This window comes from Teichococcus aerofrigidensis (genome assembly GCF_054073225.1).
Genome location: NZ_JBSXMU010000005.1, coordinates 71520 through 82734 on the forward strand (window position 1 = coordinate 71520; position 11215 = coordinate 82734).

The window sequence follows — 11215 nt, forward strand, 5'->3', positions numbered from 1 at the left end:
GCGGCATAAAGTGGAAAAAGGCGAGGGCGATGCGGCGCTCAGGCCGCCCGCTCGGCCAGGGGCCGGTCCAGCAGGCTGCGCGCCACCGCCTCGGCCGTCCGGATGCCGTCCACGCCGGCGGAGAGGATGCCGCCGGCATAGCCCGCCCCTTCCCCGGCCGGGAACAGGCCCTGCGTGTTCAGGCTCTGCCCGTCCGCCCCGCGGCGGACGCGCACCGGAGAGGAGGTCCGGGTCTCGACGCCGGTCAGCACGGCGTCCGCCCGGGCGTAGCCGCGGATCTGCCGGTCGAAGGCCGGGATCGCCTCGCGGATGGCGGCCACCGCGTAGTCCGGCAGGCAGGCGGCGAGGTCGGTCGGCGTCACACCCGGCCTGTAGGACGGGATGACCTCGCCGAGCGCCGTGGAGGGCCGCCCGGCCAGGAAGTCGCCCACCGTCTGCGCCGGCGCGCGATAGTCGCCGCCGCCGGCCTCGAAGGCCAGCTCCTCCAGCCGCTGCTGCAGCGCGATGCCGGCCAGCGGCCCGCCGGGATAGTCGCGTTCCGGCTCGATGCCGACGACGATGGCGGCATTGGCGTTGCGCTCGGCGCGGGAATACTGGCTCATGCCATTGGTGACGACACGGCCCGGCTCGCTGGCCGCGGCCACCACCGTGCCGCCCGGGCACATGCAGAAGCTGTAGACCGAGCGGCCGTCGCGGCCGTGATGCACCAGCTTGTAGTCGGCGGCGCCCAGCGTCCGGTTCCCCGCGAAATCGCCGAAGCGGCAGCGGTCGATCATCCCCTGCGGATGCTCGATCCGGAAGCCGATGGAGAAGGGCTTGGCCTCCAGGTAGACGCCGCGCGCCTGCAGCATCGCGAAGCTGTCGCGCGCGCTGTGGCCGAGGGCCAGCACCACATGGTCGGCCCCGATCCGCTCGCCGCTCTCCAGCACCACGCCGCGCACCTGCCGCGCGCCGCCGCGCGTCTCGATCTCGAGGTCCGTCACCTTGCTCTGGAAGCGGTACTCGCCGCCCAGCTTCTCGATCGTCGCGCGCATGCTCTCGACCATCGTCACCAGGCGGAAGGTGCCGATATGCGGCTTGGAGACGGTCAGGATCTCCTCCGGCGCGCCGGCCCTGACGAACTCCTCCAGCACCTTGCGGCCGTGATGCTGCGGGTCCTTGATCTGGCTGTAGAGCTTGCCGTCGGAGAAGGTGCCGGCGCCGCCCTCGCCGAACTGCACGTTGCTCTCCGGGTTCAGCACCGACCTGCGCCACAGGCCCCAGGTGTCCTTCGTGCGCTCGCGCACCACCTTGCCGCGCTCCAGGATGATGGGACGGAAGCCCATCTGCGCGAGCACCAGCCCGGCCAGCAGCCCGCAGGGCCCGGCGCCCACGACCAGCGGACGGTTGGCGAACCCCTCGGGCGCGTGTCCCACGAAGCGGTAGCGCATGTCCGGGCTGGGGCCGATCTGGCGGTCCCCCGCGTGCCGGCGCAGCACCGCGGCCTCGTCGCTTAGGGTCAGGTCCAGGGTGTAGATCAGCTGGATGTCGGACTTCCGCCGGGCGTCGTAGCCGCGGCGGAACACCTCCAGGCCGAGCAGCTCGGCCTCCGGGATCGCGAGCCGCGCCAGGACGGCGGCGCGCAGCGCCTCCGGCGGGTGGTCGAGCGGCAGCTTCAGTTCGGTCAGGCGCAGCATGGCACGGTTCTTCCGGATGGGGCGGGGTCGATCCGCCAAGGGAAGGGCACGGGGGGGAAGGGCAGCGGCGTCCTATAGGCGAAAGCGGCCGGGCTTCGCCAGGATTTCACCCCCGCTCCCGCCGCGCTCCGGGCAGGCCGGACCATCATGACCGGCGAGCCCTGCCGCGATTCCACCGTCCTTCCGCGCATCGCGTCGCGGGCGGCGCCCATCGGGCCTCACCGATGCGGCGGAGCTCGAAGGCGCGTCCGTATCACCCCGCGACGACGCGCAGCGCCGCGCAGACCGTCTCCACCTGCCGGTCGGTCAACTCGGGGTGGATCGGCAGGCTGAGCACCTCGCGGCTGGCCAGCTCGGTCTCGGCGCAGCCCGAGGGGCCGACCGGCGTGCGGCCGAGATAGGCCTCCTGCAGATGCACCGGCACCGGGTAGTGGATGCCCGTGCCGATGCCCAGCGCCCGCAGCCGCGCCGCCAGCTCGTCCCGCTGCGGGCTGCGGATGACGTACTGATGATAGACATGCTCGACATTGGCCCGGCGGACCGGCGCGGCGATGGCCGAGCCGGCCAGGGCGGCGTCATAGGCCGCGGCGATCTCCCGGCGGCGCGCATTGCCCGCGGCCAGCAGCGGCAGGCGGACGCGCAGCACGGCGGCCTGGATCTCGTCCAGCCGGCTGTTCACGCCGATGGCGTCCGAGATGTAGCGCCGCTTCCAGCCGTATTGCCGGATGGCGGCGATGTTCTCCGCCAGCACCTCGTCCCGCGTCGCCAGGATGCCGGCATCGCCGAGCGCGGCCAGGTTCTTGGTGGGATAGAGGCTGAAGGCGGCGGCGTCGCCCAGCGTGCCGACCATCCGCCCGTCGATCCGCGCGCCATGCGCCTGGGCGCAGTCCTCGATGACGACGACGCCGTGCGCCCGGCAGGCCGCCATGATCGGCGTCATGTCGCAGGGATGGCCGTAGAGGTGCACCGGGATCACGGCGCGGATCGGCGGCAGGCCCGGCGGCGGGTCCTCCAGCACGGCGGCCAGTTCCTCGGGGTCCATGCCGTAGGTGTCGGGGTCGATGTCGATCAGCAGCGGCGTCGCCCCGGTCATCTCGATGGCGGCGACCGTGGCAACGGCGGTGTGCGACACGGTGACCACGCTCATCCCCGGCCCGATGCCGAGGCCGCGCAGGATCAGCATCAGCGCGTCGGTGCCGTTGGCGCAGCCGACGGCGCGCGGCAGGCCCAGCCATTCGGCGAACTCCCGCTCGAAGGCCGCGCCTTCCGAGCCCAGGATGTACCAGCCGGACTGCAGCACGCGGCCGACGGCGGCATCGATCGCCGGCTGCTGGGCGCGGTAGGCGGCGCCCGGGTCTGCCTGGGGAACAGTGATCACGGGCACGTCCATCGGCCCATCTCCTCGGCGCGGCCGCTCGGCCGGCAGTGACAGTTGGTTAAAGGTAGTCGGCGAGGCGCGGCCGCAGCCAGTCCAGGCTGCGGCGGAGCCCTTCCGGCAGCCCGACCCCCGGCGCCCAGCCGGTGGCCTTGCGGAAGGCGGTGTCGTCGGCATGGAAGCTGCCGATGTCGATGGGCGCGCGGTCGGCGGGGAATTCCTTCACCACGTACCGGCCCTGCCCGTCATGGGCGGCGATCGCGGCCTCCGCCAGATCCCGCAGGGAGACGGGGGCGGCACCGCCGATGTTGAAGGCCCCGCCGTGGCAGGCGGGGGTCGCGGCCGCCGCCAGGAAGGCGGCCACCACGTCGTCCAGATAGGCGAGGTCGCGCAGCTGCGCCCCGCCCCAGACCTCGAAGGGCTCGCCCTCCAGCAGGCGGCGGAACCAGATGCCGAGGAAGGTCTGGCGGGCATCCTTCACGCGCAGGCGCGGACCGTAGCAATTGGTCAGCCGCAGCGAGACCACCGGGCGGCCCGTCACCCGGCCCTCCATCAGCCAGTACTGCTCGCCCGCCAGCTTGGAGACGCCGTTGGCATCGGGCGGGTTCAGCGGATGCCTCTCATCCACCGGCAGGTAGAGCGGACGGCCATAGAACTGGCGGGTCGAGGCATGCACCACGAGGGCGCCGGGAGAGCCCTGACGCAGCGCCGCGATCAGCCGGAGCTGCGCCGTGGCATTGATCGCGAGATCCGCGAAGGGGTCCGCCATGCTGCCGGCGTGGCTGGTCTGGGCGGCGAGGTTGAAGACCGCGTCGAGGCCGCGCGTCAGCGGCGCCAGATCGGCCTCGCGCAGATCGGCCTCGACCAGCTCGACCCCCGCCCCTGCCAGGTTGGCGCGGTTCGCGCCGCCCTCGGGCAGCATGGCGTCCAGCGCGGTGACGCGGGCGCCGCGCGCCGCCAGGGCGTGGCAGAGCCCGCTGCCGAGGAAGCCGGCCCCGCCCGTCACCAGGACGCGGCGACCCGCCCAGCCTTCCGCCGCCATCAGCGGGATGCCGGCGTCGCTCACCGGAGGAACCCGGAGGCCTGGGGATGCGATGCGCTGGTCATGCGGCGGCCACTCTCTCGGCGTAGGACAGCAGCCTGTCCGGCGATTGCGGCGGAAGCGCGGCCGGGCTTTGACCCCGGCATGGCGACCACCGCCCGGAAGAATGCCGCGAAGCGTTGCCGGATTGAAGCGTTTTCCTCACGCTTTCGAGAGCATTCTCCGCCTGCTCCCCGCGGCCGCGCCGGCCGGCGTCAGCGCGGCGCCAGGGCGATGCCGGTGATCTCCACCTTCCAGCGCGGATCGACCAGCTTCCCCTCGATGGTCATGCGCGCGGGCTTGTGCGCGGGATCGAGCCAGCGGTCCCAGGCGCGGTTCATGGCCGGCGCGTCGGCGATGTCGGTCAGCACGATCTGCACCTGCAGCAGCGCGCGCTTGTCGGTGCCCGCCTCGGCCAGCAGGGCGTCGATCTGCGCCAGGATGTCGGCGGTCTGGCCCTCGGCATCCAGGCTGGCGTCATCCGCCACCTGGCCGGCCAGGAAGACCAGGCCATTGGCAACAGTGGCACCGCAGAGGCGTTGCTCCTCGGCCAGGCGGCGGACAAGGGTGGTTCCGGTCATGGATTCTCCTCATGGGTCGGGAGGAGGGAGAGTGGCATGGCGACAGGGCGCGGGCGAGATGGGCGGGGCCCGGACGGGCGTTCCGGAGGCGGGCTTAGCCGCGACCTCATCGCGCGCGCCTTCCAGGGCGCCATGCAGCGCCGGCGCATCGCCCCTCTTCCGCCGCCCGCCGGGCTGAACGACCTGCTCGACCGCGTCGAGGCCGCCTGCGCCCATGCCGAGACCGTCTCCTGCCAGGCCATCCTGGACCAGATCGGGCAACGCTCCTTCGGCGCGCTGCTGTTGCTGCCCTCGGTCGTGGTGGTGTCGCCCCTCTCCGGCATCATCGGCCTGCCGACGGCGATGGCGCTGATGATCCTGCTGCTCGCCGGGCAGATGGTACTGGGGCGGCGGGAGGCCTGGGTGCCGCGACGCCTGTGCCGCCACAGCCTCGGCTGCCACCGCCTGCATCGGGCGATGCGCCTGCTGCGGCGGCCGGCCCGCTTCGTCGACCGCCTATTCCGTCCCCGCCTGACCGGCGTGACGCAGGGGCTGGGCACGCGGGCCATCGCCGCCACCTGCATGGTGCTGGCCCTCTGCATCCCCCCGCTGGAGATGCTGCCCTTCTCCACCACCGTCGTGGCGGCGGTGATCGCCGTCTTCGCCCTGGCCCTGGTGGCCAATGACGGGGCCATGGCGATCCTGGGCTATGTGCTGACCCTGGGACTGATCGGCAGCGCGGCCGGCCTGCTGGGCGCGGCGCCGGAGCTGCTGCGGAGCGTGGCCTGAGGCCGAAGCGGCGCACCCAGGGTTGAACACGATCCGGTGCGATCGGCCGATTCTGGTTCCTGGGACGACGGGACGGCGATAGTCTCGTTTCATGAGATTATCTCACTGACAGGAGCCCGCGCCGTGTCCCGCCCCGTTGCCCTCGCCATCGCCGTCCTGCTGAGCCTCGCCGCTCCCGCCGCGGCTCAGGTCCATGACATCGCCCGCGCGGGCGGATGGGACGCCTTCCAGGGCCGGAGCAACGCGGGCACCGCGCTCTGCGGGCTCAGCACGGCCGGATCCGCCGGGCGCTTCTTCGCCATCAAGCACTTTTCCGGCAACGACCATTTCAGCATCCAGGTCAAGAAGGAGAGCTGGCGCATCCCGGAGGGCACCGCCATTCCCGTCGCCCTGACGATCGACGGCCTTCCCGCCTGGACGGCGACCGCGCGCGGCGAAGGCCGGTGGATCAACTTCAACCTCTCGGGCGCGGAGAAGATCGTGGACTTCCTGCGGCAGTTCCGCGGAGGCCTCGCCATGTCCCTCACCTTTCCGGCGGGCTCGGAGCCGGACTGGAGCTTCAACCTGCGCGGAACCTCCGCCGTGACCGAGGCCGTCATCGCCTGCATGGAGCGGCACAGCCTGCGGGGCGGCGCGCCGACCCAGCCTTTCGGCAGTTCGGCCCCGGCGCCCTCGCCGCGCTCCGCCCCGACCCAGCCCTTCGGCGACGGCGGCATCCCGGTCGGCGGCCGCCCCGCGCGCCGGACCTGACGGAACCGGCCGCTCAGCCGGTGAGGTGCGGGCGCCGCAGCAGGCGGGGCAGCAGCCCATCCACCGGCCCGGCCAGGACCGACAGCACCCAGCCCGCCCCCGCCACGAGCACGATGGCCGGGCCGCTCGGCAGGTCGAGGTGGTAGGAGAAGAGCAGCCCCGCCCAGGCCGAGACCAGGGCAATGCCGACGGCCGCATAGGTCATGCCGCCGACGCTCCGCCCCCAGTGCCGCGCCGCCACGGCGGGCAGCATCATCAGCCCCACCGCCATCAGCGTGCCGAGCGCCTGGAAGGCGGCCAGCACGTTCAGCACCACCAGCGCCAGGAAGAGCATGTGCCAGGCGCCGCCCCGCGCCCCGGCGGCGGCGGCGAAGCCGGGGTCGAAGCATTCCAGCACCAGCGGCCGCCACGCGAAGGCCAGGACCAGCAGCGTCAGGCTCGCCACGCCCGCCATCATGAGCAGCGCCGGATCGTCCACGCCCAGCACGCTGCCGAACAGCAGGTGCGACAGCTCCACCGAGCCGGCGCGGGTCGAGATCAGCGTCACGCCCAGCGCCAGGGCGACGAGATAGAGCGCGGCCAGCGCCGCATCCTCCCGCCCCCCCGTGGCGCGCGAGAGCGCCCCGGAGCCGATGCCCACCGCCAGACCGGCGACGAGGCCACCGATCGACATGGCGGTGACGGACAGGCCGGCGACGAGGAAGCCGGCGGCGATGCCGGGCAGGATGCCGTGCGCCAGCACGTCGGCGGTCAGGCTCATCCGCCGCAGCACCAGGAACACGCCGAGCGGCGGCGCGGCGAGGGAGAGCGCCAGGCAGCCGATCAGCGCCCGGCGCAGGAAACCGAATTCGGCGAAGGGCGCCCAGGCGTAGTCGTGCAGCAGCGCCAGCATGGCGTCAGGCGGCGCTGCGGATGCAGGCCTCGGCCTCCTGGTCCCAGCCCTCGGCCATCATGCGCGCCTTCAGCCGGTTGGCGGCGGTCAGCACCTCGGCCGTCGGCCCCCAGGCGATAGGCTCGCGCGCCAGCAGCAGGGTCTCGGGGAACTGCTCGCGCACCATCTCGAGGTCGTGCAGCACGGCCAGGATGGTGCGGCCCTCGCCATGCCAGCGGCGCACCAGGGCCAGCAGATCGGCGGCGGTGCGGGCATCGACGGCATTGAACGGCTCGTCCAGCAGGATCACGGGCGCGTCCTGCACCAGCAGCCGGGCGAAGAGCACGCGCTGGAACTGGCCGGCGGACAGGCTGCCGACGGGCCGCGCCTCGAAGCCCTCCAGCCCGACGGCGGCGAGCGCCCGACGCGCCGCGGCGCGCTCCTGCGGCCGCAGCCCGCGGAAGGCGCCGGCCCGGCCCCAATGGCCCAGCTCCACCACCTCCCGGCAGGAGATCGGGAAGGCGCGGTCCAGCGCCGCCGCCTGCGGCAGCAGGGCGATGTCCTGCCGGCGGCAGCGCACCCGCCCCTCCTGCGCCGTGTGCAGCCCGGCGATGGCGCGCAGCAGGGTGGACTTGCCGGCGCCGTTGGGGCCGACGATGGCGGTCAGGCTGCCCGGCGCGAAGCGGCCGCTGATATGGTGCACGGCCGGCCGGCGGCCATGCGTCAAGGTCAGGTCGGCCAACTCGATGCCGTGGTCCAGAACCGGGTTCATGCCGCCGGGGTTCATGCCGAAGACGTTCATACCGACAGGGCCCAGGCCACGCCGCCCCAGAGCAGCGCCAGCAGCGGCACGGCCAGCGCCAGCCGCGCGGCGGCGCCGGCGGCAAGGTCGAGGGGATCGGGCAGGGAGAAGCCGGCGCGGGTCATCACATGGTATGAAATAACATCCCCGCCGGCCGAGGCAAGGCGCCTTTCTCGCCCGCCCGGCTCCCGGCCGGGGGGAAGGCGCACTACCTTTGGCCCGATGCACGGCATGGCCCCCCCTCCCGAACGACCGCTTCCGCCCGATCCGGAGGCCGAGCTCCGCCGCAACCTCCGGCGCTATCGCCGCTTCGCCGGCGGGCTGCTGCTGCTCATGGCGGCGCTGATGCTCGGCGCCTACCGCCTGCCGCCCGGGTACTGGACGGAGCTGCTGCAGGCGTCCGCCAAGGCCGGGCTGGTCGGCGGGCTGGCCGACTGGTTCGCGGTCACGGCGCTGTTCCGCCGCCCGCTCGGCCTGCCCATCCCGCACACCGCGATCATCCCGCGGCAGAAGGAGCGCCTCGGGCGCGGCCTCGGCCGCTTCGTCGCCAACCATGTCTTCACCGAGGCGGAGATGCAGCGCGTGCTCGGGCGGCTCGATCTCGCCGCGCTGCTGCGGCGGATGCTGGCCGACCCGGCGACCAGCCGCACCGCCGCCGAGGCCCTGGCCGCCAGCCTGCCCCGTCTGCTGGACGCGGTGGAGGATGGCCGCGCCCGGCGCGTGCTGCTGCGCCTGTTGCCGCGCATGGTCTCCGGCCCGGCGGCGGCGCGGATGCTGGCGCGGCTGCTGCGCGCGATGATGGCCAGCGGCCAGCACCAGGCGGTCTTCGGCCTGGCGCTCAGCCAGATCAAGGCGCTGCTCGCGGCCAAGGAGGAGGATCTGCGCGCCGCCATCCAGGCCCGCGTGCGCGCCGAGGGCGGCGCGGTGGTGGGCTGGCTGGCCGGCGGCACCGTGGCGCGCCGCATCCTCACCGGCATCAACCAGGAGCTGGAGAAGGTGGCGCCGGACGACAGCGCCCTCCGCCATGCCTTCGAGGCTTGGCTGGAGAGCGAGATCGAGCGCCTGGAGAACGACCCCGAGCGGGCCGCCGCCATCGGCCGGGCGCTGCGGCAGGCCCTGGCGCACCCGACCGTCGCCGCCTGGCTGCTCGATGTCTGGTCGCGGCTGAAGGCGGCGCTGGCAGCGGACGCGGCCGATCCCTCCGGGCGCAGCGTCAGCCTCCTGACCGGCACCTTCGCCAATCTCGGCACGCTGCTGGCCGAGGATGAGGGCGCCCGCGCCCGGCTCAACCACCTCGCCCAGGCCACGCTGCGCGGCAGCCTGGTTTCCGCCCAGGCGCAGCTCGCCGACTTCATCGCCGGTGTGGTGGCGCGCTGGGACACGGCCACGGTGGTGGAGAAGATCGAGCTGCGGGTCGGGCGCGACCTGCAGTTCGTGCGCATCAACGGCACGCTGGTGGGCTTCCTGGCCGGCGGCGCGCTCTTCGCCCTGCTGCAGGCCGTGTTCGGGCACGTGGCGCACTGATGGCCTGACCGCCGGCGAAATTCACCCCGTCCCGACCGCGAGGTTGCCTGATGCCGCCCGGACAGGCTAAAGCGCGCGCCGCCCGGACGGTGGCGCCATGCCGCCTGCCGCCCTTTTCGTTCCTTCACGTCTCCATCGAGCAGGTGCCCCGCCCATGAAGCAGCAGGCCAATCAGATGCGCCCCGGTCAGGTCATCGAGTATGAGGGCCGCCGCTGGACCGTGCTGAAGATCCAGATCATCACCCCGGGCAAGGGCGGCGCCTTCATCCAGGTCGAGATGCGCGACATCAAGACCGGCACCAAGAAGGATGACCGCTGGCGCACGGCCGACACCGTCGAGCGCCTGACCACCGAGGACAAGGAGTTCACCTACTCCTACGCCGATGGCGACAACCTGGTGCTGATGGATCCCGAGACCTTCGAGCAGACCATCGTCCCGGCCGCCATCCTGGGCGACCGCCTGCCCTTCCTCGAGGAGAACATGACGGTCTCCGTCAAGCTCATCGAGGGCGACCCGGTGGCCATGGACCTGCCGCAGCAGGTGACGCTCGAGGTGGCCGAGGCCGACCCGGTGGTGAAGGGGCAGACCGCCTCCTCCTCCTACAAGCCCGCCCTTCTCTCCAACGGCGTCAAGACCATGGTGCCGCCCTTCATCACCGCCGGCGAGCGGATCGTGGTGAAGACCGAGGACGGCTCCTACGTCGAGCGCGCCAAGGGCTGAGGCCCTTCGCGGCGGCCCTTCCGCTCCCCCCGGGGGCCGCCGACCGACCCACCGTCCCCTTCCGCCGGAGTATCCGCGCCGTGGCCCCTTCCGCCCGCCTCTCCCCCGCCCTGAACGTCGTCGTCGCCGCCGCCCAGAAGGCCGGCCGCCGCCTGCTGCGCGATTTCGGCGAGGTGGAGCAGCTGCAGGTCAGCATGAAGGGTCCGGGCGACTTCGTCTCCCAGGCCGATATGCGCGCCGAGGAGACGCTGCGCGCCGAGCTGGGCCGCGCCCGGCCCGGCTTCGCCTTCCTGGGCGAGGAGCAGGGCGAGAGCGGCGACAAGGACTGGGAATGGCGCTGGGTGGTCGATCCGCTCGACGGCACCACCAACTTCCTGCACGGCATCCCGCACTGGTCGGTCTCGATCGGCATCGAGAGGCGCACCGGCGAGACCACCAGCGAGGTCGTCGCCGGGGTGATCTACAACCCCGCCGCGGACGAGCTGTTCTGGGCCGAGAAGGGCAGCGGCGCCTTCCTGAACGACCGCCGCCTGCGCGTCTCCGGCCGGCGCGACATGCTCTCCGCCGTCTTCGCCACCGGCATCCCCTTCGCCAAGGTGCAGCGCAAGGCGGAGTTCAGCGCCACCCTCGCCCGGCTGATGCCGCATGTGGCGGGCATCCGCCGCATGGGCTCGGCCTCGCTCGACCTCGCCTGGACCGCGGCCGGGCGCTACGAGGGCTACTGGGAGCTCGGCATGGCCAAGTGGGACGTCGCCGCCGGGCTGGTCATCCTGAAGGAGGCCGGGGGCATCGCGACCGATCCGGAGGGCGGCGACTGCTACGCCAGCGGCCATATCGTCGCCGGCAACCCCTTCCTGCAGCCGAAGCTGCGCGAGGTGGTGCAGGACGGCATCGCCGTGGTGGGCCGCGCCCGCGCCGAAGGCCGCGGCGAGGCCTGATCCGCCGGCGCGGGCGGGCGGTGCTGTTGCCGCCGCCGCCGCCGCAACCTAGGGTGCGCGCATCATGGCCCCGCCCCCGTCGATCCCCGCGCGCCGCCGCGCCCGCCCGCCCGCCTCGCCGCCCGGCG

General features: G+C 73.2%; 12 protein-coding genes. 5 read left to right on the forward strand and 7 right to left on the reverse strand.

Features of this window, described 5'->3' with window-relative positions; all coding sequences use genetic code 11:
* Positions 1-38: 38 nt before the first annotated feature.
* The 4 genes from ACVMLK_RS02805 to ACVMLK_RS02820 all read right to left on the reverse strand — a co-directional run bounded on the left by ACVMLK_RS02805 (position 39) and on the right by ACVMLK_RS02820 (position 4713).
* Positions 39-1676, reverse strand: coding sequence for an NAD(P)/FAD-dependent oxidoreductase (locus ACVMLK_RS02805; protein ID WP_457485553.1), 1638 nt, complete (start codon positions 1674-1676; stop codon positions 39-41).
* A gap of 253 nt (positions 1677-1929) precedes the next feature.
* Complete coding sequence (locus ACVMLK_RS02810) at positions 1930-3066, reverse strand: DegT/DnrJ/EryC1/StrS family aminotransferase (protein ID WP_457485554.1); 1137 nt, start codon at positions 3064-3066, stop codon at positions 1930-1932.
* A gap of 46 nt (positions 3067-3112) precedes the next feature.
* Complete coding sequence (locus tag ACVMLK_RS02815) at positions 3113-4117, reverse strand: NAD-dependent epimerase/dehydratase family protein (protein WP_457485555.1); 1005 nt, start codon at positions 4115-4117, stop codon at positions 3113-3115.
* Positions 4118-4347: 230 nt separating this feature from the next.
* Entirely contained in the window at positions 4348-4713 is a 366-nt protein-coding gene (locus tag ACVMLK_RS02820; RefSeq protein ID WP_422923314.1) for a RidA family protein, read from the reverse strand.
* A 132-nt stretch (positions 4714-4845) separates the two neighbouring features.
* Between ACVMLK_RS02820 and ACVMLK_RS02825 the strand changes: the two genes are divergently transcribed.
* Positions 4846-5481: an exopolysaccharide biosynthesis protein gene (locus tag ACVMLK_RS02825; RefSeq protein WP_457485556.1), complete on the forward strand. Its 636-nt coding sequence runs from the start codon at positions 4846-4848 to the stop codon at positions 5479-5481.
* A 123-nt stretch (positions 5482-5604) separates the two neighbouring features.
* Positions 5605-6231 carry a hypothetical protein gene (locus ACVMLK_RS02830; RefSeq protein ID WP_457485557.1) on the forward strand — a complete coding sequence of 209 codons (627 nt, stop codon included), beginning with the start codon at positions 5605-5607 and terminating at the stop codon, positions 6229-6231.
* Between the two features lie 13 nt (positions 6232-6244).
* Here the strand turns inward: ACVMLK_RS02830 and ACVMLK_RS02835 are convergent, their stop codons facing one another.
* From ACVMLK_RS02835 to ACVMLK_RS02845, 3 genes are read right to left on the reverse strand one after another with little or no spacing between them, the layout of a single operon-like run.
* On the reverse strand, positions 6245-7123 hold the full coding sequence (locus ACVMLK_RS02835; RefSeq protein ID WP_457485558.1) for a metal ABC transporter permease: 879 nt from the start codon (positions 7121-7123) through the stop codon (positions 6245-6247).
* A 4-nt stretch (positions 7124-7127) separates the two neighbouring features.
* Positions 7128-7904, reverse strand: a complete 777-nt coding sequence (locus ACVMLK_RS02840; protein ID WP_457485559.1) for a metal ABC transporter ATP-binding protein — start codon at positions 7902-7904, stop codon at positions 7128-7130.
* Entirely contained in the window at positions 7901-8029 is a 129-nt protein-coding gene (locus tag ACVMLK_RS02845; protein WP_422923305.1) for a hypothetical protein, read from the reverse strand. The genes ACVMLK_RS02840 and ACVMLK_RS02845 overlap by 4 nt, the downstream gene beginning before the upstream one ends.
* Positions 8030-8135: 106 nt before the next feature.
* Between ACVMLK_RS02845 and ACVMLK_RS02850 the strand changes: the two genes are divergently transcribed.
* The 3 genes from ACVMLK_RS02850 to ACVMLK_RS02860 all read left to right on the forward strand — a co-directional run bounded on the left by ACVMLK_RS02850 (position 8136) and on the right by ACVMLK_RS02860 (position 11087).
* Positions 8136-9428 (forward strand): DUF445 domain-containing protein, encoded by a 1293-nt coding sequence (locus ACVMLK_RS02850; protein ID WP_457485560.1) that lies wholly within the window; start codon positions 8136-8138, stop codon positions 9426-9428.
* 154 nt (positions 9429-9582) lie between these two features.
* A complete protein-coding gene (gene efp, locus ACVMLK_RS02855; protein ID WP_198367416.1) occupies positions 9583-10149 on the forward strand; it encodes an elongation factor P in 567 nt (188 codons plus the stop codon).
* A gap of 80 nt (positions 10150-10229) precedes the next feature.
* Positions 10230-11087, forward strand: a complete 858-nt coding sequence (locus tag ACVMLK_RS02860; RefSeq protein ID WP_198367417.1) for an inositol monophosphatase family protein — start codon at positions 10230-10232, stop codon at positions 11085-11087.
* The last annotated feature ends 128 nt before the right edge of the window (positions 11088-11215 follow it).

Excerpts from the sequence above, each read along its gene's own strand:
- ACVMLK_RS02805 (WP_457485553.1), bottom strand. The coding sequence starts at position 1,676 with ATGCTGCGCCTGACCGAACTGAAGCTGCCGCTCGACCACCCGCCGGAG.
- ACVMLK_RS02810 (WP_457485554.1), bottom strand. The coding sequence starts at position 3,066 with ATGGACGTGCCCGTGATCACTGTTCCCCAGGCAGACCCGGGCGCCGCC.
- ACVMLK_RS02820 (WP_422923314.1), bottom strand. The coding sequence starts at position 4,713 with ATGACCGGAACCACCCTTGTCCGCCGCCTGGCCGAGGAGCAACGCCTC.
- ACVMLK_RS02825 (WP_457485556.1), top strand. The coding sequence starts at position 4,846 with ATGCAGCGCCGGCGCATCGCCCCTCTTCCGCCGCCCGCCGGGCTGAAC.
- ACVMLK_RS02835 (WP_457485558.1), bottom strand. The coding sequence starts at position 7,123 with ATGCTGGCGCTGCTGCACGACTACGCCTGGGCGCCCTTCGCCGAATTC.
- ACVMLK_RS02840 (WP_457485559.1), bottom strand. The coding sequence starts at position 7,904 with ATGAACGTCTTCGGCATGAACCCCGGCGGCATGAACCCGGTTCTGGAC.
- ACVMLK_RS02845 (WP_422923305.1), bottom strand. The coding sequence starts at position 8,029 with ATGACCCGCGCCGGCTTCTCCCTGCCCGATCCCCTCGACCTTGCCGCC.
- ACVMLK_RS02850 (WP_457485560.1), top strand. The coding sequence starts at position 8,136 with ATGGCCCCCCCTCCCGAACGACCGCTTCCGCCCGATCCGGAGGCCGAG.
- efp (WP_198367416.1), top strand. The coding sequence starts at position 9,583 with ATGAAGCAGCAGGCCAATCAGATGCGCCCCGGTCAGGTCATCGAGTAT.